Here is a 25,279-nt window from a genome sequence, read left to right as displayed (position 1 = left end):
AGGGCTACTTCGCAGCTCATTTTGCCTGGGTTTTTCTATCCGACCGCGTACAGGCCGTACAATTCCGCCAACTCCCGGACACCATGCAACAAGACGCCAGATGAAACCAGCCACCATCCGCTACAGCATCCGCTCGACCAGGCCGGAAGCGCACCTCCTGGAAGTTTGCTGCACGCTGGCCGAGCCCGATCCGGCCGGGCAGCGTTTCGCGCTGCCGGCCTGGATCCCCGGCAGCTACCTGATCCGTGACTTTTCGCGTCACATCGTAGCAATCCACGCCGAGGCCGCTGGCCGGCCGGTACGGCTGAGCAAGCTCGACAAGCACACCTGGCAGGCAGCGCCGCTGACCAAAGGTGAGTCCTTGAGTGTGTATTGCGAGATCCATGCCTGGGACCTGTCGGTACGCGGCGCGCACGTCGATCAGACGCACGCCTTCTTCAACGGCAGCAGCGTCTTCCTGCGTCCGCTCGGTTACGAGCAGTCGCCCTGCCTGGTCGATATCCAGCGGCCACTCGGCAAGCCGTTCGAAGCGTGGCGAGTGGCGACGGCGCTCGCGCCCGCACGGGGCGAAAAAGGGGCCGCCAGGCGGCATGCCTTTGGCGTCTACCGCGCCGCCAACTACGACGAACTGATCGACCACCCGGTCGAAATGGGTACCTTCGCGCTGGGCCGTTTCACCGCCTGTGGCGTGCCGCACGAGGTCGCGGTCAGCGGGCGCCACGATTGCGATCTGGCACGCCTCACCGCCGACCTCAAGCGCATCTGCGAATGGCAGATTCGCTTCTTTGGCGAGCCGGCGCCAATGCCGCACTATGTTTTTCTGATCACCGCCGTCGGCGATGCTTACGGCGGACTTGAGCACCGCGCGTCAACGGCGCTGCTTTGCGCGCGTGACGACCTGCCCTACGCCGGCATGCGCGGCATGCCGGCACGCTATCGGACCCTGCTCGGCCTGTGCAGCCACGAGTACTTCCACACCTGGAACGTCAAACGCATCAAACCGGCGGCGTTCACCGCCTGCGATCTGGATGTCGAGAACTACACCACCCTGCTCTGGGCTTTCGAGGGTTTCACCTCGTACTACGACGACCTGACGCTCCTGCGCTGCGGGGTGATCAAGACAAAGGACTGGCTGGAACTGGTCGCCAGGACGATCGACAAGGTCCAGCGCGACCCCGGCCGCCGGCGACAGACGCTTGCCGAATCAAGCTTCGACGCCTGGACGAAGTACTACCGACCGGACGAAAACACCCCGAACGCGGTGGTCAGCTACTACGCGAAAGGGGCGCTGGTGGCACTGGCGCTCGACCTGACCTTGCGCGCCAGGAGCGAAAGCCGGATTTCACTCGACGAGGTGATGCGTGCGCTGTGGCAACGGCACGGAGAGCATGACCCGCGCGGCGGCATCGGTGTCGAAGACGAGGACATCCGGCTGATCGCCGAGGAACTGTCTGGCCTCGACCTGGATCGCTTCTTTGCCGAAGCAGTACATGGCACGACGGACCTGGACCTTGCTCGACTGCTGAAGCCCTTCGGCATTCGCCTCAAGTGTGTAGCAGCTTCGGGCACCCCATCGCTCGGTGCGACAACCGGCAACGAGGGCAACGAAGTCCGGCTGACCACGGCCTATGACGGCGGCCCCGTCCAATCCGCCGGTCTGTCAGCCGGAGACCTGCTGCTGGCAATCGACGGCTTGCGCGTCACACCAGCCACCCTCGAACGTTTGCTGGCTCGCCGCCAGGCCGGCGATACAGTCAGGGTCCACGCCTTCCGCCGCGACGAGCTGATGGAATTCTCGGTCAAACTCGGCGCACCAGCCCGCAACCGCCACAAGCTGCTGTTGACAGGGAAAGCCACTCCCCTGCGACGGCAATGGCTGCACGGACAGCCGCAAGCCACCGTTCAGCCCGGCCCTTGCAGTCCATCTGCAGCATCTTCAGAAAAACGCTCACGATGACCGATCTCGCCGCCCTCCGAAAAAGCTATGAACGCGCCGAACTCAGCGAGGACGCGTCACACGCCGACCCGCTCAGGCAGTTTGCCCAATGGCTCACCGAAGCGATCCGCGCGAAAATCCCCGAGCCGAATGCGATGACGCTCGCCACGGTGGACTGCAGCCTGCGCCCGTCTACCCGGGTGGTGCTGATCAAGGGCTATGATGAAAACGGGATCACCTGGTTCAGCAACTACAACAGTCGCAAGGGCCAGGAACTGGCGACCAACCCCTGGGCAGCGCTGCAGTTCCACTGGGTCGAACTGGAACGGGTGGTACGCATCGAAGGCCGGGTTGAAAAAGTCAGCGCAGCCGAAAGCGACGCCTACTTTGCCAGCCGCCCGCTCGATTCGAGGATCGGTGCCTGGGCCAGCCCGCAGAGTCAGGTCATTGCCAGCCGCAGTGTGCTGGTCAGCAACGCCGCCCTCTACGGTGCCAGGTTCCTGCTGCATCCGCCACGTCCCCTGCACTGGGGCGGCTATCGCCTGCAGCCTGATAGCTGGGAGTTCTGGCAGGGCAGGAAGAGTCGCTTGCACGACCGCCTGCGTTACCGGCTGGACAGCGATCAACGCTGGATTCGCGAGCGACTGGCGCCGTAACGGGCCACTCAACGCGAACCGTCGATGGTTGCCCAGCCGGTCTATTGGTTACCGGCTGGCGCCACCTTCTCCCAGGCACCGGGACACTGCGTCACTGCCGGGTAGTAGGCCCCCTGTTCACGGCAGTAGTACCAGTAGCCCGCCTCAAGCGACTCGCCGCTGCCAGAGATAGCTGAATCGCTGACTTCCCCTTTCTCGACATAGACCACGGGCGGCGGCACACCGACCACCGGCGGATAGAGCACTGGCGGCGGGTAGTAGACGGGCGGCCCCCACGGCCAGCCCCAACCCAGGGGGGCTCCGAAATAAACGCCCACCCTTGGCCCATAGGGCCGCCATCCGGGGCCGTAGTAGCCATAACGGGGGCCATAGTAGGCGCCTCGTGGCCCGTGGCCGTAGGCGCCGCCGACGACCACTGTGCCGGAAGCGACATTCGCACCCGATCGTCGTCCGTCAGCCAGACCAATGTTCGGATGGACCAAGGCCAACAGAAACAGAACCGCGAGGGGCGACTTCATGGAATTTTCTCCAGGTTGATGACTCGCCAGAGGGATGACCAACAGTCGCGCTCGCTTGCCTGCCAGCCTGATTGCCACGCCACCCTGGTCGACCGCGTCTGTTCAAATCTCGTGGTCAATCCTCAATTAACGCAGCACCGGCCGCTACGCCGACAACGCCGGTGATTCAAGATGCCTTTCGACAACGCAAGCAGCGGTCCCGCTGCCGGGCGGCCCGGCGCTATCCGAATACCGTCGGCTGCCATGAGCTCGGGCACTGGCGTGACGGTCGTCAGTCGGCAGCCGCGGTCGCGATTTCGTCGACGATGGCTCTCGCGCCGACACAGCGCCACTTGATTTCCAGATCATGGAGACGAAAACCATAGCGCCGCAACGGATCATTGGCATAGGCCGGACGCGGGTCCTGTCCCAGCACCTCGCGAATAAGCGCCTCCAGGCCTGGCCAGCGGCACTCATGCCGGGACAGCTGCAGCCCGGCTGAGGAACTGAAATCGACCGACAGTTGCGGCGGCGGTCCGGCAACGAAACCGGCGCGCGCTGCAGGCTCGCTCTCGACAAAGGGCAGGTACGGCTTGATGTCGAGAACCGGCGTGCCGTCAAGCAGATCGACGCCGCCAAACGTCAGCAGAACGCCGCCACAGGTATCCACGGCCAGCAGTTCAACCAGCGAGAGCCCCAGCGAGTTCGGGCGAAAAGGGCTGCGACTGGCGAATACGCCGACTCTTTCATTGCCTCCCAGACGCGGCGGGCGGACCGTGGGGCTCCATTCGCCCGTGGTCCGATGAAAGACAAAACTGAGCCAGACATGCGAAAACGCTTCGAGCCCACGCACCGCCTCCGCCCGATCATAGGGTCGCAGCAGTCGTAGCTGGCCGCGTGCGTGCGGAGCCAGCCGCGGCTGCCGAGGAATGCCGAACCTGTCGCGAAAAGGCGTTGCCAGATAGCCGATCGGGGAGAAGGTGACGTCAGGCACGAGCCTCGTCCGCAAGCCCTGACGTTCGCGCGGGACCGGCAGCAGGGGGCGCCCGGTTGGCGATGACGGCATACCGCACCCGGAAACCTACCTGCCGGCGAGCGCCAGCGCATGCCTGGCCATCGCCTGCACAACCGACTCCGCCTCACCGACAGCAGCGGCCAGCTCAAAACGGGCATGCGGGTTGCGTTGCTGCAGTTCTTCGAGCAGAAGCGGCACATCGCGCTTCAGATGTCCGCCGCGCGCGATGAACATCGGCAGCACGAGGATGCGCTCGACACCATCGGCGACGAGTGATTCGGCACAGGCGCGCAAATCCGGCTGCATGAACTCGAGAAAGGCAAGTTCGACGCGCATCTGGGGCGCCTGTTCGCACACCGCCGCGCAGACGCGGCGCATCGGCTCGGCCCATTCCGGGTCACGCGCGCCATGGGCAAAAAGGATCAGGGCTTCTGTTGACATCCGTTCACTCTACCGCATGATGCGCCCGCCGACACCGCCCGGAGGATGCGAAAACCTGCCGCCCCCGGAATGGGCTGCGATTGCCGAGAAAGCGGCGGTGACAGCAGCCACTTCCGCGGTCAAGGACCGACTCGCTGACGTTCAGTGAAGACCGGCCACACCGGCGATTTCTCGGGCATGGTCGACGATGTGGTCGGCGCCCCAGGCCTCGATCGGATCGCCATCGCCAAGATAGCCGTAGCGTACCGCCACGGTGACCATGCCAACCGCACGCCCGGCCTGGATGTCGCGCAGGTCATCTCCCACGTAAAGACAACGCGCGGGGTCCCGGGCAATCAGCTTGCAGGCCAGATGCATCGGCTGCGGCGCCGGCTTGGCGCGCCGCGCCGAGTCGCCACTGACGACGCAGGCGGCGCGCTTGGCATACCCGAGATGGTTGAGCAGGGGCAGGGTGAAGCGTTGCGCCTTGTTGGTGATGATTCCCCATGGCGAACCGCGACGCTCGCAACGGCCAAGGAGTTCGTCAATGCCGGGAAAGACCGTTGTCTCGACACAGATGTCCTGGCTGTAATAATGCAGGAAGCGGTCGTAGAACTCCGGATAGCGCGAATCCGCCGGGAGCATGTCGAGCCCGGCCTTGAGCATGCCACGCACGCCCTGCGAGGTATAGGGACGCAACCGCCGAGCCGAAACCGGCGCCAGGTCGAGATCGGCACGCAGGCGGTTGAGCGCGGCGGCAAGATCCGGGGCGGTATCGGCAAAGGTCCCATCGAGGTCGAAGAGAACCGCTTCAAACATTCTTCACCGTGTGCAGGAGGTAATTCACGTCGGTGTCACGCCCGAGCGCGTACCGTCCGCTCAAGGGATTGTAGCTCATCCCCCGCAGGTCAGCCGGATCAAGGCCGGCCCCCCTGGCCCAACGCAGGAGTTCCGAAGGCTTGATGAACCTGGCGTAGTCGTGCGTACCTCGAGGCAACATCTGCAACACGTATTCGGCGCCGATGACCGCCAACAGGTAGGCTTTCGGGTTGCGGTTGATGGTTGAGAAGAAAACATGCCCGCCGGGCTTGACCAGCGCAGCGCAGGCAGCAACCGTACTGGCCGGATCGGGAACGTGTTCGAGCATTTCCATACAGGTCACCACATCGTAGCTGCCACCCTGCTGAGCAGCCAGCTCTTCAGCCGCGACCTTGCGGTAATCGACCGTTCGCCCGCTTTCCAGGAGGTGCAGACGGGCAACACTCAGCGCCTTGTCGGAAAGATCGATACCGGTGACCGTCGCACCTCGATCGCACATCCCTTCGGAAAGCAGGCCGCCGCCGCAGCCGATATCAAGCACGCTCTTGCCGGCCAACTGGCACTGGCCGTCGATCCAGTCCAGGCGCAAGGGATTGATGTCGTGCAGCGGCTTGAAATCGCTGCCCGGATCCCACCAGCGATGCGCAAGCTGGCTGAATTTCTCGAGTTCGCTGTGGTCGGCATTGATCATCTTAGGCTGCGCCATCCGTAACAATGGCCAGACTGTATTCGGGATCAGGCCCGCTGTCCAGCCAGCCACGAAGGATCGGATTGACATCGCTGACGACCATCGTCAGGCCAGCGCCTTTTTCTCGCGGCCCCTCCGGATTGGCAGCCGCCCCAACGTTCCTGCCGTCAAGCGGGATGCACTATTCGCCATGCGTGCAGCATCTTCAGCCTCCCTGTGGCTGCAGCATGCCGGGCTAAGTCGCCAAAATGTCAGCCCCCTAAAAGACTGACACCATGGGTGCCCACTCCTACCACCGGCCTACTTGGCTTGCATGCGGTTGAGATATTCGATCAAAGCCAGAATGCGGCCACGCACGTAGGCTTCGCCATCGTAAGGCATGTCAACATAGTATTCGGCGGCCTTGATCTGATAGTCCCTGCCCCAGATCGGCATGTCGCGGGTTCCGTGTGACTTCACTTCCTGGCGACCGTCGATGACATTAAACACGCGCGCAACCGGAAACACGCCGCCGTTCTTCCGGGACAACTGCGTGAGATCCGTCGGAGTCACTTTGAGAAAATCGACATAGGCACCGCCGCGCAAGTCCTTCCCGTGGCAGAGAATGCAGTTCGCCTCATACTCGGACTTCCCCAAATCGATCCGCTCGGCAGCACCAGCACTACCAAACCCTGCCAACAGCGCCGCCGCCGCCAGCTTCGTCCAATCGAGTCTCATATTGCCCTCCCCTGTTGACGTGTCGTGAGCCCACAGCACGTTTGAAAGGCTAGTCCACGCAAGCACGCGAAGCAATCGGCAGCGGAGAAATTTCGCGCTCTCTTGACTCACAGAGGCTGCGCAAAATCCAGTGTCACCGCGCAGGAGCTGTCTCGGCGCCCACCACCTCGGCTCTCATCCATCAGGCACGCGCCGGCCGCAGCTCGAGTTCGGCGATCAGCGGTGCATGGTCCGAACAGCGGGCCCAGGCCATGCCCTTCGGGACGTGCATGTCGAGCACCTGGAAGCCGCGAACGTAGATTCGGTCGAGCGTCAGCCACGGGGCAAAACTCGGGAAGGTGCGCGCCACACCGGCCTGCGTATCGCTGGCGGTACGCCAGGGGAGCAGCCAGTCAAGGACGCCGCGGTCGGGAGTTTCCGAGGTCGATGCCACCGCCACTTCCTCGACGCCAAGACGGTCGCGCAGCACCCTGTCAACACGCTGTTGCCAATCGTTGAAGTCCCCGGCGATGATCAGCGGCGCCCTGACAGGCACTTCGCGTTGGACAAAATCGGCCAGGAAGGTCGCCTGGCGGAGACGGCTGCGCTTGATCAGCCCGAAGTGCACACAGATCAGATGCACCTCCCTACCCTTGCCCCGACCAAACCGGGTAACCGCGTGGAGCAGGCCACGCTTTTCCAGTACATGATCAGAAATGTCGTGGTTGGTGTGGGTCACAATCCGGTGGCGCGAGAGGATCGCGTTGCCGTGATGCCCGTGGGGATAGGCAGCGTTCATGCCATAGGCGCGGTGCTCATAGGCGCCTGTGGCAAGAAAGTCGAGCTGTGTGCCCGAGGTTGGATAGCCGGGATGGCTGGCCAGGCGTTCGTTGCGGTCCTGCACTTCCTGCAGGAAGACAATATCCGCATCAATGGCGTCGAGCGCCATCCGTACATCATGGATGCGCGGCCGCCCACGAATGCCGGTGACCCCCTTGTGGATATTGTAGGTGGCAACTCTGAGCTTAATGACTGATCCTTTGCTGGAGCCGGCCTGAACGTCGTTCACGGCAGTTGCCCGAAGGTGCGACTGACCAGCGTCGGGTCGTCGAAATGGTTTCGTCCGGAGAAAGCCGTCGCTTTCCGCCGCCCCCATCGCAGCATCTGCCCGAGGCAGGCGAGCCAAAAGATATAGAGTGTATATCACTTGCAGCACCCAGCGGCCAGTGACTTTCGCCTGAACGACCAGCACCCATAACACCGACTGATCGGGCACGATGGTGGCCGCCGACTGCTCTGCTATACTTCTTGCTCTCCGCCACCGTCAGCCGAACGACCGTCAACCATGAAGTACCAGATCATCCCGGTAACCCCTTTTCAGCAGAACTGCAGCCTCCTGTGGTGCGAACAAACCCGGCGCGGCGCCGTGGTCGATCCGGGCGGCGATGTCTCGCGCATCCTGCGCGCAGTCGACGCCAATGGAGTCGCGCTGGAGAAAATTCTGGTCACGCACGGGCATATCGATCACGCCGGTGCCGTGGCCGAGTTGGCAACCCGCCTGTCCCTGCCGATCGAAGGACCGCAGCGCGACGATCAGTTCTGGATTGACGGCATGCCGGCGCAGAGCAAGATGTTCGGTTTCGCCAATGTGCAAGCCTTTACCCCAGACCGCTGGCTCGAGCAGGGCGACACGGTGCGGTTCGGCAATGTCGAGCTGGAGGTTTCCCATTGCCCTGGACATACGCCCGGGCACATCGTCTTCTTTGACCGGTCTGGCCGCCTGGCAATCGTTGGCGACGTGATCTTCCAGGGCTCGATCGGCCGCACCGACTTCCCGAAAGGGGATTTCGATACCTTGATTTCGTCGATTCGCAACCGGCTGTGGCCGCTCGGCAACGACGTGGCATTCATTCCCGGCCACGGTCCCATGTCGACTTTCGGTGCCGAACGCCGCAGCAACCCCTTTTGCGGCGATTAGCTGGCCTCACCCAGGTTCGAACCGTTGTCACCAAGTGACCCGGCGACCGATAACTAGACGTCACAATAAGCGAGGTGCCCTGGCACCTCGCTTTTTTTCCTTGACCTCGGTTAGAAGTGCAGCGGCCGCTTGTCGCAGGCCAGCGCCGCTTCGTGGACCACTTCGGACAGCGTCGGATGCGCGTGGCAGATACGCGCCAGGTCTTCCGACGCAGCGCCGAACTCCATCGCCACAACCCCCTCGGCGATCAGCTCGGACGCATTCGCGCCGATGATATGGACGCCGAGAATGCGGTCGGTGGTGGCGCAGGCAAGCATCTTGACAAAGCCGCTGGGATCACCCATGCCGAGCGCCCGACCATTGGCAGCGAAGGGAATCTTTCCGGCCCTGTAAGCAACGCCTTCAGCCTTCAACTGCTGCTCGGTCTTGCCGACCCAGGCGATCTCTGGACTGGTGTAGATGACCCAGGGAATCGTCTCGAAATTGCAGTGCCCGGCCTGACCGGCCATGATCTCGGCAACCATCACGCCCTCTTCCATCGCCTTGTGCGCCAGCATCGGACCAGCAACAACGTCGCCGACCGCCCAGACGCCGGGGAGATTGGTCCGACAATGCGAATCGACTTCGATCTGGCCACGATCGGTGAGTTTCAAGCCAACCTTGTCGGCAGCCAGGCCATCGGTGTTCGGAATGCGGCCAATGGAGACGATGAGGCGATCAGCGTCGAGTTTTTGCTCGTTGCCCTCCTTGTCGGTATAGTCGATCGAGACGCCTTTCTGGGAGACCTTGACGTCGCCGATGTCGATACCGGTGATGATCTTAAGACCCTGCTTCTCGAAAATCTTGGCAGCTTCCTTGGCGACATCGACATCGGTGACCGAAAGAAAGTCCGGCAGGGCCTCAAGGATGGTTACTTCGGACCCCAGGCGACGCCAGACGCTGCCCATTTCGAGGCCAATCACGCCGGCGCCGATGACTGCGAGCTTCTTAGGGACGGCATCGATGTCCAGCGCACCGACGTTGTCGCAAACGATCTCGTTATCGACCGGAACTCCCGCCAGGTGACGCGCCTTGGACCCCGTGGCGACAATCACCTGTTTGGCCTCGACCAGATCGTCATCCACCTTGAGCTGCCAGACCTCGCTGCCCGCCGACCCCTTGCGGCCAACGAACGCGCCATGCCCACTGAGCAGGGTGACCTTGTTCTTCTTGAACAGCCCCTTGATGCCGCTGGTCAGTTGCTTGACGATGCCGTTCTTGCGCGCGAGCATCCTGGCCACGTCGATCGCCGGGTCGCCGACGCAGATGCCCTGATCGGCAAAACTGTGGCTCGCTTCCTCGAAAAGGTGTGAGGTGTGCAGCAGCGCCTTGGAAGGAATGCAACCAACGTTCAGGCAGGTGCCGCCTAGGCGCGGCTCACCCTTTGGATCAGCATAGGCATTCGATTCACAGCAGGCGACACTAAAGCCGAGCTGCGCGGCGCGGATGGCGGCCACGTAGCCACCGGGACCGCCACCGACAACAAGAACGTCAAATTGCTTGGACATGATAGATTCCCCTTCCAACCGCAGAGACACCAAGGCACGGAATCGTCACAGAGGGACTCCTCTGGTCTCCGTGCCTTGGTGGTGAGTGGTTAAACGCCGAGCAGCAGGCGAGCCGGATCTTCCAGCGCCTCCTTCATGGTCACCAGACCGAGCACCGCCTCGCGACCGTCGATGATCCGGTGGTCGTAGGACATCGCCAGATAGTTGATCGGTCGAATCACCACCTGGCCATTCTCGACGACCGGACGGTCCTTGGTGGCGTGAATGCCGAGGATCGCCGATTGCGGCGGGTTGATGATCGGCGTCGACAACATCGAACCAAAGACACCGCCGTTGGAGATCGAGAAGGTGCCGCCGGTCAGATCTTCCATCGACAACTTGCCGTCCTTGGCCTTGTTACCGAACTCGCCAATCTTTTTCTCGATGTCGGCGATGGTCATCTGGTCAGCATCGCGCAGAATCGGCACAACCAGACCGCGCGGGCTGCCAACGGCAATGCCGATGTCGATATAGCCATGGTAGACGATGTCGTTGCCATCGACCGAGGCGTTGATCACCGGGAACTTCTGCAGCGCGGCAACGGCGGCCTTGACGAAGAAGCCCATGAAGCCCAGGCGAACGCCATGTGCCTTCTCGAATCGGTCGCCATATTGCTTGCGCAGCGCCATGACCGGACCCATGTTGACTTCGTTGAACGTGGTCAGGATGGCATTGCTGGCCTGCGACTGCAGCAGGCGCTCGGCGACGCGGGCGCGCAGGCGCGACATCGGTACACGCTGCTCAGGCCGGTCGCCCAGAGGAACCATGACGCTTGGGGCCGGCACCAATGCCGGAGCAGCACTGGTGGTTGGCGCAGCGATTGGAATCGAGGGCGCTTTCGGCGCCGGCGCCTGCGTCGCCAGTGCATCGGACTTGGTAACCCGACCACCACGACCCGTACCCGCCACCTCAGCCGCAGCCACCCCCTTTTCCTCAAGGATCTTGCGCGCCGCCGGCAGTGCGACGCCTGAGGCCGCGGCTGATGTGGATACTGCCGCTGCTTCAGGCTTCCCGGCGGCGACCTTGACTGCGGGTGCGGCGATGGCACCTGCCTGTGCAGCGGTGTCGATGCGCGCAATCACCTCACCCGCGACCACCGTATCCCCATCACCCTTGACAATTTCAACCAATACGCCGCTATCCGGCGCGGGCAGTTCAAGGACGACCTTGTCGGTCTCGATGTCGATCAGGTTTTCATCCCGCGCTACGGCTTCGCCGGCTTTCTTGTGCCACGAAACCAGCGTCGCTTCCGCGACCGACTCGGAAAGCTGTGGAACTTTGACGTCGATGATCATGTTCTCTCCGTTCTAGGGCAGTTTGTAGTACTCGATCTCACCAAACACGGAGTCGATCAGAGCCTTTTGTTGGGCGTTGTGCTTGCTGGAGTAGCCAACCGCCGGGGAAGCGGAAGCTGGACGGGAAACCAGCAAGAGATGCTGCTTGTCGCTGAGCGAACGCGATAAATGCTGACGTGACGCGATCCAGTACCAAGCGCCCTGGTTGCGCGGCTCATCCTGGCACCAGACGACCTCAGTGGCCTTCGGATACTTCGCCAGTTCTTCCTGGAAGGACTCTTGCGGGAAGGGGTAGAGCTGCTCGAGACGGGCGATCGCGACGTGCGAGATCTTCCGCTCATGCCGTGCAGCAACCAGTTCGTAATAGATCTTGCCGGAGCAGAAGACCACGCGGGTCACTTTCTTGGCGTTGATCGGCTCGACTTCGCCGATCACGCCCTGGAATTCACCGTCGCTCAACTCTTCCAGACTCGAAGTCGCGTCCTTGTGACGCAGCAGCGATTTCGGCGAGAAGACCACCAAGGGCTTGCGCTGGCTACGCAGAGCCTGCCGGCGCAGCATGTGGAAAACCTGCGCAGGGGTCGACGGCTGGCACACCTCCATGTTCATCTCGGCACAAAGCTGCATGTAACGCTCGATCCGCGCCGATGAGTGCTCCGGACCCTGCCCCTCGTAGCCATGCGGCAAAAGCAGAACGAGACCGCTGGCACGCCCCCACTTGGCCTCGCCAGAGGCAATGAACTGGTCGATGACCACCTGCGCGCCATTGGCGAAGTCGCCGAACTGGGCCTCCCAAACCACCAGCTCATGGGGATTGGCCGTCGAGTAACCATATTCGAAGGCGAGCACCGCTTCCTCCGAAAGAACCGAGTCGAAGCACTGAAAGCGACCCTGCCTGTCCTGCAGGCTCGACAGCGGGTAGTACGTGCCATGATCCCAATGCTCACGATTCTGGTCGTGCAGGGCCGCGTGCCGGTGGAAGAAGGTGCTGCGACCGACATCTTCGCCGGAAATACGGACACCGTAACCGGAAACCAGCAACGACGCGTAAGCCAAGTTCTCGGCCATCCCCCAGTCGACCGGGAGCTTGCCTTCGCCCATCAGGCGACGGTCCTCGATGATCTTCTTCACCCGGCTGTGCAGCGTAAAATTCTGGGGGATCGTCGTCAGTCGTTCGGCGAGGCGTTGCAGCTCGCCGAGCGGGACCTTGGTATCGCAGTTCTCGATGTATCTCGGCGACAGGAAGGGAGTCCAGTCAATGGTCATCGGGTGCTTGTAGCCGGCCAGTACCGGGTTGTACAGCAACTCGCCACGATCAAGATGAGCACGGTAATCGGCGATGATCTCGTCCGGACCATCGGGATGAAGAACCCCTTCTGCAACCAGCTTGTCGGCGTAGAGTTTGCGCGTGCCGGGATGCGCCTGGATCTTCTTGTACATCAGCGGCTGCGTGACCATCGGCTCATCCTGCTCGTTGTGGCCGAGCTTGCGGTAGCAGACGATGTCCACCACCACATCCTTCTTGAAGGTCTTCCGGTATTCAACGGCAATGCCAGTGACCAGTGCAACCGCTTCCGGGTCATCACCATTGACATGGAAGATCGGCGCCTCTGCCATCTTGAAGATGTCGGTACAGTACAACGACGAACGATAGTCGCGCGGGTCAGAGGTCGTGAAACCGATCTGGTTGTTGACCACGATATGCACCGTGCCGCCAACCCCGTAGCCACGTGTCTGCGCGAAGTTGAGCATTTCCTGGTTGACGCCCTGGCCCGCCACAGCAGCATCACCGTGAATCAACACCGCCAGAACCTTTTCCTTGCCGTCCGCGCCGCGACGACGCTGGCGCGAGTAGACCGAGCCGACCACCACCGGGTTGACGATTTCGAGATGCGACGGGTTGAAAGACAAAGTCAAATGGCAGGGGCCGCCCGGCGTGGAGACATCGGACGAGTAGCCCATATGATACTTGACGTCCCCTGCAGTGAGGTCCTGCGCTTTCTTGCCCTCGAACTCTTCGAAGAGCATCGCTGGCGCCTTGCCCAGGGTATTCACCAGCACGTTGAGTCGGCCGCGGTGGGCCATACCGACGACGATCTCGTCGACACCTCCCGCGCCGGCGACACGAATCAGTTCGTCCATGGCGACGATCGTGCACTCACCCCCTTCAAGCGAGAAGCGCTTCTGGCCGACATAACGGGTGTGCAGGTAGCGCTCGAGCGTTTCGGCGGCGGTCAGGCGTTCAAGCATCCGCTTTTTCTCGTCAGCCGTGTAGTTCGGCTTGGAATGGATGCGCTCGAGGCGATCCTGAATCCAGCGCTTCTCGGCGGTCGTGCTGATGTACATGTACTCGACGCCGATCGATCCGCAATAGGTCGCCTTCAAGGCGTCGTAGATCTGACCGAAAGTGGCGTGGTCCGGCGTTCCCTTGAACGAGCCGGCGTTGAACACCGTGTTCAAATCGGCATCGGAAAAACCGTAATAAGCCGGATCAAGCTGCGGCACTTCGGGACGGGGGGTGCGCTTCAGAGGGTCCAGGTTGGCCCAGCGATCGCCAATGAAACGATACGAGGTGATCATCTGCAGAATGCCAACCTGTTTCCTGTCGTCTACCGGTGCCACGGCGGCAGCGCGATACCCACCCTTCCTTGCCTGCTCGGCAAAGGCATTGATCACCGGCAGGTGCGGCACATCACGGGCGACGTAACCGGGGAGTTGCGCCAGCTTGTCGAAATACTCGCGCCATTGCTCGGACACCGAGCCAGGATTATCGAGATAGTTCTCGTACAACTCCTCGACAAAGGGTGCGTTGCCGCCAAAAAGGAGGGAGTTACCAAAAAGCTGATTCATCATGGCAGTTACCTGTCGTCACCGTTCTGGTTCGAATTGAGAAAACCTGTGGCGGGAAGACCACAGCATGAAAAAAGGGCGGCTACTGCCTGCCGCCCTTCCGAATCCGTCGGCCTAACGCTGGCCAACCGGAATCACATCGCGCCTGGCTGGACCAACATAGAGCTGACGCGGGCGACCGATCTTGTATTCCGGATCGTTGATCATCTCTTCCCATTGCGTCATCCAGCCGACGGTGCGCGCCAGCGCAAAGATACAGGTGAACATCGTGGTCGGAATGCCCAGCGCCTTCTGCACGATACCCGAGTAGAAATCAACGTTCGGGTACAGCTTTTTCTCGATGAAGTAATCATCTTCGAGGGCGATCTTTTCGAGTTCCATCGCCAGCTTGAACAAACGATCGTTCTCCAGACCGAGTTCCTTCAGAACGTCGTTGCAAACCGTACGCATCAGCTTCGCGCGCGGATCGAAGTTCTTGTAGACGCGATGCCCGAAACCCATCAGCTTGAAGTCGTCGCTCTTGTCCTTGGCCCGGGCAATGTACTTGCCGACACGAGACACATCGTGGATTTCTTCGAGCATCTGCAGACAGGCCTCGTTGGCGCCGCCGTGCGCCGGCCCCCACAAACACGCGATACCAGCCGAGATACAGGCGTATGGATTGGCACCGGAAGAACCCGACAGGCGGACCGTCGAGGTCGACGCGTTCTGTTCGTGGTCGGCATGCAGGGTGAAAATCGTGTCGAGCGCATGCACCAGCACCGGATTCGGCTTGTACTCCTCGCACGGCGTGCCGAACATCATGTGCATGAAATTCGCGGTGTAATCGAGGTCGTTGCGCGGGTAGATGAACGGCTCGCCGCGATGGTACTTGTAGGACATGGCAACGATCGTCGGCAGCTTCGCCACGATGCGGTTGAAACTGATGTTCTGGTGCTCGAGATCGGAGAAGTCCTCCGCCTCATGGTAAAACGCCGACAAGGCACCGACCACACCGACCAGCACGGCCATCGGATGCGCATCACGCCGAAAGCCCTGGAAGAACTTCACCAGTTGCTCGTGAACCATCGTGTGTTCTTTGATGTTCCTCTCGAACTTGACCTTCTGTGCGGCACTTGGCAGTTCGCCATGCCACAACAGGTAGGCCACCTCAAGGAAGTTGCACTGCTCGGCCAGTTGCTCTATCGGATAGCCGCGGTACAGCAACTCGCCCTTGTCACCGTCAATGAACGTAACCGTCGACCGGCAGCTGGCTGTCGAAAGGTAGCCAGAGTCGTAAGTGAACAAACCGGTCTTGGCGCCCAGCGTACGAATGTCGATGCAATCATTGCCGTGGGTTGGCGTCATGATTGGGAACTCGACGGGAGCTCGCCCTTCGATGATCAGAGTTGCTTTACGTTCGGTCGTCATTGTTTTATCCCCGTTCAGGTGTTGAGGTCACAGCTACGAACAGGAAACCGCCAGACTAGGGCAGCTTCCTTACTTAACTCTTACGGTGCGCAACAAGGCAAGGACTTCGGCCTGCACCGGATCTGCGCACTCGCGGCTACCATTGACCAGCGGCCACAGCTCCAGATCCTCCATGTCGGCCAAGGCGACGAACGAATCCGCCTGCGCCGGAGTCAGCGTCGGGAAGACCCGGTCGAGAAACTCCCCGAGCAACAGGTCCATTTCCAGCATCGCACGCCGGGTGCAACGCCAGCGCAGGCGGTTGAGTCTTTGTCTGTCCTCCATCAGATCGCGCGACGCACCATCATCTCCTTGATCTTGCCAATCGCCCGCGTCGGGTTCAGACCCTTCGGGCAGACATCGACACAGTTCATGATGCTGTGGCAACGGAACAGACGATAGGGATCCTCTAGATCATCCAGGCGCTCATTGGTTGCCAGGTCGCGGGTATCGGCGATGAAGCGGTAAGCGTTGAGCAGACCGGCGGGTCCGACAAACTTGTCCGGATTCCACCAGAACGACGGACACGAGGTTGAACAGCAGGCACACAGGATGCACTCATAAAGACCGTTGAGCTCTTCTCGCTCCTCTGGCGTCTGCAGACGCTCACGTTCAGGCCGCGGTCCTTCATTGATCAGGTAGGGCTTGATCGAATGGTACTGCTTGAAAAACTGGCTCATATCGACGATCAGATCGCGGATCACCGGCAGACCCGGCAGCGGTCGCAGCACGACGGGCTGCTTGAGATCCTTGATCTCGGTCAGACAGGCCAGACCGTTCTTGCCGTTGATGTTCATCGCGTCCGAACCGCAAATGCCTTCGCGACACGAGCGACGATACGACAGGGTGTCGTCCTTCGCCTTCAGCCGGGTGAGAATATCGAGCAACTTCCGATCGAGGGCAAAATCGACCTCGACTGAAATGTCCTGCATGTAGGGCGCGTTATCCTTGTCGGGATCGTAGCGGTAGATCTTGAACTGCATGGTACTGGTGGCCATAATCATTGACTCCTTGGCGCTCGATCAGTAGGAACGCGTCTTCAGCGCGATGGATTCGACGGACAGCGGCTTCATGATCACCGGCTTGTATTTGAGCTGGTTGCCGTCGCGGTGCCACAGGGTATGCTTGTGCCAACCGACATCGTCGCGCCCGTTAGGGTTGGCCGCGGTATCCGGCGCATCATCACGGACGTGGGCACCACGCGACTCTTTGCGTGCCTCGGCCGAAACCATCGTCGCCTTGGCGACTTCGATCAGGTTGTCCAGTTCCAGCGCCTCGACGCGCGCGGTGTTCCAGACCTGCGACTTGTCCTTGATCTCGGTCCTGGCCACCGCCTTCTCGATATCGAGAATCTTCGCGACCCCTTCAACCAGCATGTCCTTGAAGCGGAACACGCCACAATGCTTCTGCATCGTGCGCTGCAGCTCAAGGCGCGTTTCATTGACGTTGGCACCACCGGTCTGTGTATTGAGGCGGCTCAGGCGCGTCATCGTAAAATCGGCGAAGTTTGCCGGCAGGTCCTTGAGGCCCAACTCACCCGACCGGACATCTTCGATGACCGTATCACCCGAAGCCTTGCCGAACACCAGCAGGTCAAGCAGGGAATTGGTTCCCAGCCGGTTGGCGCCGTGCACCGAAGCGCAAGCGACTTCGCCGGCAGCGTAGAAGCCCCGAACCGGGGTGCCATTGTCCGAAACGACCTGACCCTTGTAATTGGTAGGCACCCCGCCCATCTGGTAGTGGCAGGTCGGCACCACCGGTATCGGCGCCTTGATCGGGTCGATCCCGGCGAACTGGATCGAGATCTCGCGAATTCCCGGCAGGCGTTTCATGATCGTGGCCGGATCAAGGTGAGTGATGTCGAGCAGGACGAAATCCTTGTTCGGCCCACAACCACGGCCCTCGTTGATTTCGGTGACCATCGCCCGGGAAACGACATCGCGCGAGGCCAGGTCCTTGGCGTTCGGCGCATAGCGCTCCATGAAGCGCTCGTTGGTCGAATTGCGCAGGATGCCGCCTTCACCGCGCACGCCCTCGGTAATCAGCACACCGGCACCGGCAACGCCGGTCGGGTGGAACTGCCAGAACTCCATGTCCTCGAGGGCAATGCCGGCGCGCGCCGCCATGCCCAGACCGTCACCGGTATTGATGAAGGCATTGGTCGACGAATAGAAGATTCGGCCGGCACCGCCGGTCGCAAAAACGGTGGCCTTGGCATGGAACGCGACGACCTCGCCGGTTTCCATTTCCAGGGCGATCACCCCGAGCACCTGACCCGACTCGTCACGAATCAGATCGAGCGCCATCCATTCGACGAAGAACTGTGTATTGGCGCGCACGTTGCGCTGATAGAGCGCGTGCAGCATGGCGTGGCCAGTGCGGTCGGCAGCCGCGCAGGCACGCCGGACCGGCTTCTCGCCGAAGTTTGACATGTGCCCGCCAAAGGGTCGCTGGTAGATCTTTCCCTCGTCGGTGCGGTCAAAAGGCATACCGAAATGCTCGAGTTCGACGACCACCTCGGGCGCCTTGCGGCACATGTACTCGATCGCGTCCTGGTCGCCGAGCCAGTCGGAGCCCTTGACCGTGTCGTACATGTGCCAGTGCCAGTGATCTTCCTCGGAATTGCCGAGTGAGGCGGAAACCCCTCCCTGTGCGGCGACCGTGTGCGAACGGGTCGGAAAGACCTTCGACAGGACGGCTGTTTTAAGGCCGGCTTCGGAAAGCTGGATCGCTGCGCGCAGACCCGAACCACCAGCGCCGACGATCACGGCATCGAATTTACGTACCGGAATGCTTAGCTTGCTCACTTACATTCTCCAGAGAATCTGAACCGCCCAGCCGGCGTAGCCGACGAGCACCGCAGCTGTTGCAATCATCATCAGCAGACGCAAGCCATCGGGCTTGACGTAATCCATCCAGATATCCCGGACACCAATCCAGGCGTGATAGAAGACGCTGACAAGGAACAGGAAGCTGGCAAACTTCATGAAGCCGTTGGCAAAAATGCCGCGCCAGGCCTCGAACGAGTCGGGTCCGACGGCGCCGACGACGACCAGGAAAATGACCGTGTAAACCGCCATGATGATGGCCGTCGCACGCTGGATGACCCAGTCCTTGAGGCCGTAATGGGCCCCGACGAGGATGCGATTTACCATAGCACTTTCGCTCCGATGATCAGGGTCAGCGCAATGCTGACCGCGAAAACGATCTTGCTCGACAGGCGAGCGGCCTCGAGTTCCACGCCCTTATGCAGATCGAGCAGGAGATAGCGGATGCCGGCACAGAAGTGGTGCATGTAGAACCAGATCAAACCGAGCAGGATGATCCGGGCCAGGGGATGGCCAACCACCTCCTTGGCGCTGGCGAAGGTTTCCGGAGAGGCAAGACTGCTCTGGAACAGCCACAACAAGAACGGCAGCAGCAGGAACATCCCTGCCCCGCTGATCCGGTGAATAATCGAAAGGATACCCGGAAGGGGTAGCCTGATGGTAGGCAAATCCAGATTCTTTGGACGCCTCTTCTTGATTGCCATCTCTGCCATGAACGTCATCCCTGATGTGTGATGTGGCCGAATGGACGCCACCCGACCCCTGCGATACCACGCTGGATTATAAACCATCCAAGCGTGCCCCAATTGCCCACGCTGACTCTCAGGAGCTCTCACCCCAGCTCATTGTGGTAATGATAGTTGCGAGTTGAATAGAAACCCCGCCGCCATTCGACCGGCTTGTGACCATAGGTGAAGGTGACCCTTTCGACCAGCAGCAGCGGACTCCCTTCGGCCACCTGCAGCAGTTCTGCGCTGACCCGGTCAGCCGATACGGCGCGCAGCCGCTCGTCGGCACGAATCATGCGGACGCCATAGCGTGTCTCGAACAGGCTGTAAAGCGACTCTCCCGACCTGAGGACCTCCAGCGACAGATCGGGGAAGAGCTCGCTCGGCAGGTAGATTTCGTCGAAGACCACCGGCTCCTCGCCCAGCTTCAAGAGGCGACGAAGAATGGTGATCGGCGCACCGGTTTCCAGCGCCAGGGTACGAGCGACATCGGCACCCGCCTTGGCCCGCCAGCATTCGAGCGGAACGCTCTGGGAGACCTGCAGATCGCCCTGGTTGGGGACCAGACGGAGAAAGCGGAAATAGGATCCCGGATCCTTGTGGGTGGCAACGAAAGTGCCTTTCCCCTGCTGGCGCACGAGGAGATTCTCGGCCGCCATTTCGTCAATCGCCTTGCGCACCGTCCCCTGACTGACACCGAAGCGCGCCGCGAGATCAGACTCACTCGGGATGTGGTCGCCAGGACCCCACTCGCCTGACTCCAGGTGACGCAGGATCAATTCCTTGATCTGCCGATACAACGGACTGAAGGTAGGGGAATGCAATGACAAAGACCTGCTCATGGAGCGCAATTTCAGCATAATTTTACCGTCGCGTCCATCCCGTTCTTATTATTAATATCATATATAAGACATAAGATATATTTGACACTCGGTCGCCTTGGATCTTATGATTGCCCCGATTTGCTGCCCCCGCAAAGAGGGTTTCCCGGGGGCGACGCCGATCGATTTCTGCTCACTTCTTGCTAATTACTCACGACAGGAGCCGCATCATGTCCAAAGCCCCCATGCGCGTCGCGGTCACCGGCGCCGCCGGTCAAATTGGTTACAGCCTGCTTTTCCGGATTGCCTCCGGCGAAATGCTCGGCAAGGATCAACCGGTCATCCTCCAACTGCTCGACCTGCCGCAAGCTCAAAAGGCTTGCCAAGGCGTGATGATGGAGCTTGAAGACTGCGCCTTCCCGCTGCTCGCCGGCATGTTCGCCACCGACGACCCGAATGTTGCCTTCAAGGACGCCGACGTCTGCCTGCTGGTCGGCGCACGTCCGCGCGGCCCTGGCATGGAAAGGGCCGACCTGCTGACCGCCAACGGCGCGATTTTCACCGTCCAGGGCAAGGCCATTGCCGAAAATGCCAGCGAGAACGTTCGTGTGCTGGTTGTCGGCAACCCCTGCAACACCAACGCCCTGATCGCCGGCGCCGCCGCCCGCAAGGTTGGCCGAACCAATCCGGCCAACTACCATGGCATGTTGCGCCTCGACCACAACCGCGCTCTCTCGCAACTCGCCGCGAAGACCGGCCGGCCGGTCGCCAGCTTCAAGCAACTCGTCGTCTGGGGAAATCACTCGCCGACGATGTATGCCGATTACCGCAACTGCACCTCCAGTGGCGACAACGTCAAGGCACTGATCAATGATCCGGTATGGAACAACGACGTCTTTCTGCCGATGGTTGGCAAGCGTGGCGCAGCGATCATCGACGCCCGCGGCCTCTCGTCCGCCGCGTCGGCTGCCAACGCCGCGATGGATCACATGCGTGACTGGGTCCTCGGTTCCGACGAATGGGTGACCATGGGCGTCCCCTCCGACGGGTCCTACGGCATTCCGACCGGCATCGTCTTCGGCTTCCCGTGCGAATGCAAGGGCGGCTCGTTCAAGATCATCCAGGGACTCGAGATCGACGACTACTCGCGCGACAAGCTGAACAAGACCCTCAAGGAACTGACCGACGAACGTGACGCCGTCCAGCACATGCTGTAAGCCTCTCCAGACCGGCAACACGGAAGCCGCGGCAGGTCCGCGGCTTTTTTTCGCCGGCCAGCCGTCGTCGAGTCGCGCTAGAATACCGGCCTACGCAGACCACCCCTTCAAGAATCCCATGCGCCATCCCACACAGGTTCTCTTCGCCGGCAAGAGGCCGTTTCGCATGATGCCCGCCGTCGACCATTACGCGGGGTCGGAAAAGCTGTTGCTCAAGGCACTCCAGTTGCAGAATGAACTCGGACCGATCTTCGACGTCACCTGTGATTGCGAGGATGGCGCACGCGCCGGCGCCGACCGCGAGCATGCCGAAATGGTCGCCGAGATCATCATGAGCAGCGCCAACCGCTTTGGCCGCGTCGGCGCCCGCATCCACGACATCGCCCACCCCGGCTGGCAACAGGATATCGAGACCATCGTCGCACGTGCCGGGCGTCGCCTGGCCTTCCTGACATTGCCCAAGGCGGGCAACAGCGACGACGTCCGAAGCCAGCTGCGAGCCGTGAAGGACGCCGCCGCAGCCGCCGGCCTCGAGCGGCCGATCCCGGTGCACGTACTCATCGAGACGCATGGCGCCCTGCGTGAAGTGTGGCAGATTGCCGCAATCCCCGAAGTCGAGTCACTCGACTTCGGCCTGATGGATTTTGTCAGTGCCCACCACGGCGCCATCCCGGGCTCGGCGATGAAAAGCCCGGGACAGTTCGAGCACCCGCTGATCGTCCGCGCCAAATGCGAAATCGCGGCCGCCGCGCTGGCCAACGGCGTCGTACCTTCGCACAACGTCACCACCGAACTGAAGGATGTCGCACTGATCCGCCACAATGCCCAGCGGGCGCGGAATGAATTCGGCTATCTGCGCATGTGGAGCATTCATCCCAATCAGATCATGCCGATCTTCGAGGCCATGCGCCCTGATTTCTCGGAAGTGGAAAACGCCTCCGCCATCCTCATCGCCGCCCAGGATTGCGGCTGGGGACCAATCCAGCACCACGGCCAGCTGCACGACCGGGCGTCCTACCGCTACTACTGGGAACTGCTCGCACGGGCACACGCAACTGGCATGCAGCTGCCGGAAGCCACCCGGCAACGCTTCTTCGCCTGAAGCCGTGAGCCTGCCAGCGCTGACCACGGAAGTGCTCGCATTTCGCGATGATCGGAACTGGGCGCAATTCCACAGCCTGCGCAACCTGATCGTTTCGCTGAACCTTGAAGCGAGCGAGCTGCTCGAGCTGACGCAGTGGAAAAGTGACGCTGAGATGGCTGCGATGTCGGCCAGCAGCGCAGCGCAGGAAGCCCTGCGCGACGAATGTGCCGACGTCCTGATCTACCTGCTTCTGATCGCCGAACACACCGGCATTGACCTTGAACAGGCCGCACGCGCCAAACTGAGCAAGAACGCTGCCAAGTATCCGGTCGAACGGAGCTATGGATCAAGCCGGAAGTACTCACACGGACCGGTGGCGGAAGACCCGCCACAACCCTGATTTGCCGCCCGCGCGGCCTTACACCTCCTGGCTGTCGAGCGTGAACCCGGCGCCCGCATCCAGTCCCAGCACCTCGACCAGATAGGGCATCACCTCCTGCAGGGTGGCCTGCAGCGTCCATGGCGGATTGACCACGAACAGCCCGCTGCCATACATCCCGAAGCCATCGGCGGCCGGTGTCCGGACGCGCAGCGTGACGTGCAGCCAGTTGCTGGCCGGCAGGCGCTTCAGGCGCGGCGGCAAGTCGCGAGCCTCAAGCCGGGTCAACTGGGGATACCACAGCATGTAGGTGCCGCCCGGGAAACGCGGCAGGCACTCCTTGAGCGCATGGACAACCCGTTCGTAGTCCCGCCGCTCTTCGTAGGGCGGGTCGACCAGCACCAGGGCCCGCCTCGGTGGCGGCGGTAACAGCGCCTTTAGCGCGGCAAATCCGTCGGCCTCCTCAACCATCACCCGTTTGCCGAAAGCCTGGAAATTCTCCCGCAGACGAATCACCTCCCGGCTGTGCAGTTCGAACAGCCACAAACGGTCCTGCGCACGCATCGTCGATAGCGCAAGGGAAGGCGAACCGGGGTATTTCTTCAGGCTGCCATCGGCATTGAGCGCGCGCACCGCATTCAGGTAATCGCTCACTGCCGATGGCAGATCCTTGCGTCCCCACAGGCGGCCGACACCCTCCCTGTACTCCGAAAGCTTGGCCGTCTGAGCCGAATCAAGGGCATACAACCCTGCCCCGGCGTGGGTATCGACGTACCAGAAAGCCTTGTCCTTCTGGCCGAGGTAGCGGGTGAGCTGCACCAGTACCAGATGTTTGAGGACATCGGCGTGGTTACCGGCGTGGAAAGCGTGGCGATAGCTGAGCATCGGTCAATGCCCCCTCGCGCTCGCGGCAGCAGTTACCGGGTAAGCCCGCGGCAGGCGCACTATTCCGGCACCTGGACCTTCCCGTCAGTACTGAACTGGTAGTCGTGGAAGATATGCTCCGCGCTCAGCAAACGGTAGCTGCCGTCCGGCAAGCGGGTCGTCGTATCCTTCAGGCGGTAGGCGTAGTGACCGCAGGTCCAGCAGTCAAAGTTGCGCATCTGCGTGCAAAGACAGGTCTTGTCCTTGACCGAAATCCTCTTCACGCCGGGATTCGCTTCCACCTCGCGGTTGTAGGCGCTGATGTAGGAGCAATTGCCAGTGCTGTCGAGCAGGTAACCATACGCCTCGCAATTGGGCCGAATCCCGTCGCCAATCGCCGGGCTGTTGCTCAGCATGCGCATCGGGTAGCCGGTGGGGGAAATCTGGTTGACCTCGATCTGCTCTTCGCTGGCTTCGAAGTAACGCTGTTTGACATCTTCCGGCAGGCCGCACTCCCTCGACACGGTGAAGCGAGTCGCCACCTGCACGGCAGCCGCGCCCTGATCGAGAAAGGAGACGGCGTCGCTGCCGGTGAAGATGCCGCCGGCGGGAATCAGCGGGATGTTCAGTTGCTCGGCCTGCAGATACCGATGAATCTCGGCAAAGATGGTCGCCAGATCGTATTGCGCCCAGTCCATGCCGAAACCCAGGTGGCCACCAGCCAGCGGCCCTTCGACCACGACATAGTCGGGCAACCGGTTGCAGCGGGCGGTCTTGCGCAGGAACAACTGCAAGGCGCGCAAGGAGGAAACGATGATCCCCAGCTTGGCATCACGAAAGCGCGGATGATCCTCGATCAGGGCGAAGGAGCCAAGATGTAGGCCGGCAGCCAGCGTGATGCCGTCGACCCCGGCGTCGAGCGCAGCCGCCATGCGCACGCGCAGCGTTTCGCGCGGCGCATTCATGGTCAGCTTCTCCATGCAGTTGACGAAGATCAGACCGTCACCACGCTTCGCCTCCATGGTCCGGCCGACGTGCATGTGCGTCGCCTCGGTCAGTTGCCCGAGATCAAAGCGAACCATCGACTTGTCGGAACTGGCAACGTTGAATTTGTACTGTCTGAGCTTGTCCTTGACGAACTTGGCGTTGAACCGGCGATCCGCCACGGTATTGACCATGGCATCGGAGATGTGTCCGATGCCACCCAGTCGAGCCGCTTCGAGTGCCAGTTCGGCGGTCGAAATATCGACCCCCATGCCGCCGATCACAATCGGCACCAATTCCTTGTTGCCAAACCGCAGACGGAAATCATCAACGCTCTTCATCAACGTCCTTCCCAATCCAGGCCAGCATCCTCAGCCCGCCTGACAGGTGATCATGAAAATCTTTCAAGCGGGCCATTATCGCTCATCACAAGCCTGCATGGCTGGCTGCGTCAAGCGAAATCACAAGCAGCGGCGACAGCGTGGTGAA

25 protein-coding genes are annotated in these 25,279 nt (G+C 61.4%); 6 read left to right on the top strand and 19 right to left on the bottom strand.

Features of this window, described 5'->3' with window-relative positions:
• The first annotated feature begins 100 nt into the window (after nucleotides 1–100).
• Nucleotides 101–1,957 carry a M61 family metallopeptidase gene (locus tag V5B44_RS03300; RefSeq protein ID WP_332357698.1) on the top strand — a complete coding sequence of 619 codons (1,857 nt, stop codon included), beginning with the start codon at nucleotides 101–103 and terminating at the stop codon, nucleotides 1,955–1,957.
• Nucleotides 1,954–2,592: a pyridoxamine 5'-phosphate oxidase gene (gene pdxH, locus V5B44_RS03295; protein ID WP_332357697.1), complete on the top strand. Its 639-nt coding sequence runs from the start codon at nucleotides 1,954–1,956 to the stop codon at nucleotides 2,590–2,592. Before V5B44_RS03300 ends, pdxH begins: the two co-directional genes overlap by 4 nt.
• Before the next feature lie 41 nt (nucleotides 2,593–2,633).
• Here the strand turns inward: pdxH and V5B44_RS03290 are convergent, their stop codons facing one another.
• From V5B44_RS03290 to V5B44_RS03260, 7 genes are all read right to left on the bottom strand, one after another.
• Nucleotides 2,634–3,110, bottom strand: a complete 477-nt coding sequence (locus V5B44_RS03290; protein WP_332357696.1) for a hypothetical protein — start codon at nucleotides 3,108–3,110, stop codon at nucleotides 2,634–2,636.
• A 271-nt stretch (nucleotides 3,111–3,381) separates the two neighbouring features.
• Entirely contained in the window at nucleotides 3,382–4,083 is a 702-nt protein-coding gene (tsaA, locus tag V5B44_RS03285) for a tRNA (N6-threonylcarbamoyladenosine(37)-N6)-methyltransferase TrmO (protein ID WP_332357695.1), read from the bottom strand.
• Between the two features lie 87 nt (nucleotides 4,084–4,170).
• Nucleotides 4,171–4,545, bottom strand: a complete 375-nt coding sequence (locus V5B44_RS03280; RefSeq protein WP_332357694.1) for a sirohydrochlorin chelatase — start codon at nucleotides 4,543–4,545, stop codon at nucleotides 4,171–4,173.
• Between the two features lie 141 nt (nucleotides 4,546–4,686).
• Nucleotides 4,687–5,343 carry an HAD-IA family hydrolase gene (locus V5B44_RS03275; protein WP_332357693.1) on the bottom strand — a complete coding sequence of 219 codons (657 nt, stop codon included), beginning with the start codon at nucleotides 5,341–5,343 and terminating at the stop codon, nucleotides 4,687–4,689.
• The gene (gene ubiG / locus V5B44_RS03270; protein WP_332357690.1) at nucleotides 5,336–6,034 is read right to left on the bottom strand and encodes a bifunctional 2-polyprenyl-6-hydroxyphenol methylase/3-demethylubiquinol 3-O-methyltransferase UbiG; all 699 of its coding nucleotides are present in this window, start codon (nucleotides 6,032–6,034) and stop codon (nucleotides 5,336–5,338) included. Before ubiG ends, V5B44_RS03275 begins: the two co-directional genes overlap by 8 nt.
• A gap of 297 nt (nucleotides 6,035–6,331) precedes the next feature.
• On the bottom strand, nucleotides 6,332–6,859 hold the full coding sequence (locus V5B44_RS03265) for a c-type cytochrome (RefSeq protein ID WP_332357688.1): 528 nt from the start codon (nucleotides 6,857–6,859) through the stop codon (nucleotides 6,332–6,334).
• A 70-nt stretch (nucleotides 6,860–6,929) separates the two neighbouring features.
• Nucleotides 6,930–7,757: an endonuclease/exonuclease/phosphatase family protein gene (locus V5B44_RS03260; RefSeq protein WP_332357884.1), complete on the bottom strand. Its 828-nt coding sequence runs from the start codon at nucleotides 7,755–7,757 to the stop codon at nucleotides 6,930–6,932.
• Nucleotides 7,758–8,072: 315 nt separating this feature from the next.
• Here V5B44_RS03260 and V5B44_RS03255 point away from each other — a divergent pair, with 315 nt between their 5' ends.
• Nucleotides 8,073–8,705, top strand: coding sequence for an MBL fold metallo-hydrolase (locus V5B44_RS03255; protein ID WP_332357686.1), 633 nt, complete (start codon nucleotides 8,073–8,075; stop codon nucleotides 8,703–8,705).
• 110 nt (nucleotides 8,706–8,815) lie between these two features.
• On the opposite strand, the gene lpdA is transcribed toward V5B44_RS03255, so the two are convergent.
• The 10 genes from lpdA to V5B44_RS03205 all read right to left on the bottom strand — a co-directional run bounded on the left by lpdA (nucleotide 8,816) and on the right by V5B44_RS03205 (nucleotide 20,271).
• The gene (gene lpdA / locus V5B44_RS03250; RefSeq protein WP_332357684.1) at nucleotides 8,816–10,252 is read right to left on the bottom strand and encodes a dihydrolipoyl dehydrogenase; all 1,437 of its coding nucleotides are present in this window, start codon (nucleotides 10,250–10,252) and stop codon (nucleotides 8,816–8,818) included.
• 89 nt (nucleotides 10,253–10,341) lie between these two features.
• Complete coding sequence (odhB, locus tag V5B44_RS03245) at nucleotides 10,342–11,586, bottom strand: 2-oxoglutarate dehydrogenase complex dihydrolipoyllysine-residue succinyltransferase (RefSeq protein WP_332357682.1); 1,245 nt, start codon at nucleotides 11,584–11,586, stop codon at nucleotides 10,342–10,344.
• Nucleotides 11,587–11,598: 12 nt separating this feature from the next.
• Nucleotides 11,599–14,439, bottom strand: a complete 2,841-nt coding sequence (locus V5B44_RS03240) for a 2-oxoglutarate dehydrogenase E1 component (protein WP_287693915.1) — start codon at nucleotides 14,437–14,439, stop codon at nucleotides 11,599–11,601.
• A 111-nt stretch (nucleotides 14,440–14,550) separates the two neighbouring features.
• On the bottom strand, nucleotides 14,551–15,846 hold the full coding sequence (gltA, locus tag V5B44_RS03235) for a citrate synthase (RefSeq protein ID WP_332357680.1): 1,296 nt from the start codon (nucleotides 15,844–15,846) through the stop codon (nucleotides 14,551–14,553).
• A 69-nt stretch (nucleotides 15,847–15,915) separates the two neighbouring features.
• Nucleotides 15,916–16,170: a succinate dehydrogenase assembly factor 2 gene (locus V5B44_RS03230; protein WP_287693913.1), complete on the bottom strand. Its 255-nt coding sequence runs from the start codon at nucleotides 16,168–16,170 to the stop codon at nucleotides 15,916–15,918.
• A complete protein-coding gene (locus tag V5B44_RS03225) occupies nucleotides 16,170–16,883 on the bottom strand; it encodes a succinate dehydrogenase iron-sulfur subunit (RefSeq protein ID WP_287693912.1) in 714 nt (237 codons plus the stop codon). Before V5B44_RS03225 ends, V5B44_RS03230 begins: the two co-directional genes overlap by 1 nt.
• Before the next feature lie 24 nt (nucleotides 16,884–16,907).
• Entirely contained in the window at nucleotides 16,908–18,692 is a 1,785-nt protein-coding gene (gene sdhA / locus V5B44_RS03220) for a succinate dehydrogenase flavoprotein subunit (protein WP_332357677.1), read from the bottom strand.
• Nucleotides 18,693–19,040 (bottom strand): succinate dehydrogenase, hydrophobic membrane anchor protein, encoded by a 348-nt coding sequence (sdhD, locus tag V5B44_RS03215; protein ID WP_287693909.1) that lies wholly within the window; start codon nucleotides 19,038–19,040, stop codon nucleotides 18,693–18,695.
• Nucleotides 19,034–19,426, bottom strand: coding sequence for a succinate dehydrogenase, cytochrome b556 subunit (gene sdhC / locus V5B44_RS03210; RefSeq protein WP_332357674.1), 393 nt, complete (start codon nucleotides 19,424–19,426; stop codon nucleotides 19,034–19,036). Before sdhC ends, sdhD begins: the two co-directional genes overlap by 7 nt.
• Nucleotides 19,427–19,545: 119 nt before the next feature.
• Complete coding sequence (locus V5B44_RS03205) at nucleotides 19,546–20,271, bottom strand: GntR family transcriptional regulator (RefSeq protein WP_332357883.1); 726 nt, start codon at nucleotides 20,269–20,271, stop codon at nucleotides 19,546–19,548.
• 221 nt (nucleotides 20,272–20,492) lie between these two features.
• Between V5B44_RS03205 and V5B44_RS03200 the strand changes: the two genes are divergently transcribed.
• The 3 genes from V5B44_RS03200 (at nucleotide 20,493) to V5B44_RS03190 (ending at nucleotide 22,963) form a co-directional block, all read left to right on the top strand.
• Nucleotides 20,493–21,479 (top strand): malate dehydrogenase, encoded by a 987-nt coding sequence (locus V5B44_RS03200; RefSeq protein ID WP_332357673.1) that lies wholly within the window; start codon nucleotides 20,493–20,495, stop codon nucleotides 21,477–21,479.
• A 118-nt stretch (nucleotides 21,480–21,597) separates the two neighbouring features.
• Nucleotides 21,598–22,581 (top strand): HpcH/HpaI aldolase/citrate lyase family protein, encoded by a 984-nt coding sequence (locus V5B44_RS03195; RefSeq protein ID WP_332357672.1) that lies wholly within the window; start codon nucleotides 21,598–21,600, stop codon nucleotides 22,579–22,581.
• A 4-nt stretch (nucleotides 22,582–22,585) separates the two neighbouring features.
• Nucleotides 22,586–22,963, top strand: coding sequence for a nucleotide pyrophosphohydrolase (locus tag V5B44_RS03190; RefSeq protein WP_332357670.1), 378 nt, complete (start codon nucleotides 22,586–22,588; stop codon nucleotides 22,961–22,963).
• An 18-nt stretch (nucleotides 22,964–22,981) separates the two neighbouring features.
• Here the strand turns inward: V5B44_RS03190 and V5B44_RS03185 are convergent, their stop codons facing one another.
• Together V5B44_RS03185 and V5B44_RS03180 are read right to left on the bottom strand one after the other, a co-directional pair.
• Nucleotides 22,982–23,827 (bottom strand): 23S rRNA (adenine(2030)-N(6))-methyltransferase RlmJ, encoded by an 846-nt coding sequence (locus V5B44_RS03185; protein WP_332357667.1) that lies wholly within the window; start codon nucleotides 23,825–23,827, stop codon nucleotides 22,982–22,984.
• Nucleotides 23,828–23,886: 59 nt separating this feature from the next.
• Complete coding sequence (locus V5B44_RS03180) at nucleotides 23,887–25,131, bottom strand: nitronate monooxygenase (RefSeq protein ID WP_332357665.1); 1,245 nt, start codon at nucleotides 25,129–25,131, stop codon at nucleotides 23,887–23,889.
• Nucleotides 25,132–25,279 lie beyond the last annotated feature (148 nt).

Source organism: Candidatus Accumulibacter necessarius (genome assembly GCF_036625085.1).
This window is presented reverse-complemented; position numbering and strand designations above follow the sequence as displayed.

Bases quoted from the DNA above. Each gene is read 5' to 3' on its own strand.
- V5B44_RS03300 (WP_332357698.1), top strand. From the start codon at position 101: ATGAAACCAGCCACCATCCGCTACAGCATCCGCTCGACCAGGCCGGAA.
- pdxH (WP_332357697.1), top strand. From the start codon at position 1,954: ATGACCGATCTCGCCGCCCTCCGAAAAAGCTATGAACGCGCCGAACTC.
- V5B44_RS03290 (WP_332357696.1), bottom strand. From the start codon at position 3,110: ATGAAGTCGCCCCTCGCGGTTCTGTTTCTGTTGGCCTTGGTCCATCCG.
- V5B44_RS03280 (WP_332357694.1), bottom strand. From the start codon at position 4,545: ATGTCAACAGAAGCCCTGATCCTTTTTGCCCATGGCGCGCGTGACCCG.
- V5B44_RS03275 (WP_332357693.1), bottom strand. From the start codon at position 5,343: ATGTTTGAAGCGGTTCTCTTCGACCTCGATGGGACCTTTGCCGATACC.
- ubiG (WP_332357690.1), bottom strand. From the start codon at position 6,034: ATGATCAATGCCGACCACAGCGAACTCGAGAAATTCAGCCAGCTTGCG.
- V5B44_RS03255 (WP_332357686.1), top strand. From the start codon at position 8,073: ATGAAGTACCAGATCATCCCGGTAACCCCTTTTCAGCAGAACTGCAGC.
- lpdA (WP_332357684.1), bottom strand. From the start codon at position 10,252: ATGTCCAAGCAATTTGACGTTCTTGTTGTCGGTGGCGGTCCCGGTGGC.
- odhB (WP_332357682.1), bottom strand. From the start codon at position 11,586: ATGATCATCGACGTCAAAGTTCCACAGCTTTCCGAGTCGGTCGCGGAA.
- V5B44_RS03240 (WP_287693915.1), bottom strand. From the start codon at position 14,439: ATGATGAATCAGCTTTTTGGTAACTCCCTCCTTTTTGGCGGCAACGCA.
- gltA (WP_332357680.1), bottom strand. From the start codon at position 15,846: ATGACGACCGAACGTAAAGCAACTCTGATCATCGAAGGGCGAGCTCCC.
- V5B44_RS03230 (WP_287693913.1), bottom strand. From the start codon at position 16,170: ATGGAGGACAGACAAAGACTCAACCGCCTGCGCTGGCGTTGCACCCGG.
- V5B44_RS03225 (WP_287693912.1), bottom strand. From the start codon at position 16,883: ATGGCCACCAGTACCATGCAGTTCAAGATCTACCGCTACGATCCCGAC.
- sdhD (WP_287693909.1), bottom strand. From the start codon at position 19,040: ATGGTAAATCGCATCCTCGTCGGGGCCCATTACGGCCTCAAGGACTGG.
- sdhC (WP_332357674.1), bottom strand. From the start codon at position 19,426: ATGGCAGAGATGGCAATCAAGAAGAGGCGTCCAAAGAATCTGGATTTG.
- V5B44_RS03200 (WP_332357673.1), top strand. From the start codon at position 20,493: ATGTCCAAAGCCCCCATGCGCGTCGCGGTCACCGGCGCCGCCGGTCAA.
- V5B44_RS03195 (WP_332357672.1), top strand. From the start codon at position 21,598: ATGCGCCATCCCACACAGGTTCTCTTCGCCGGCAAGAGGCCGTTTCGC.
- V5B44_RS03185 (WP_332357667.1), bottom strand. From the start codon at position 23,827: ATGCTCAGCTATCGCCACGCTTTCCACGCCGGTAACCACGCCGATGTC.
- V5B44_RS03180 (WP_332357665.1), bottom strand. From the start codon at position 25,131: ATGAAGAGCGTTGATGATTTCCGTCTGCGGTTTGGCAACAAGGAATTG.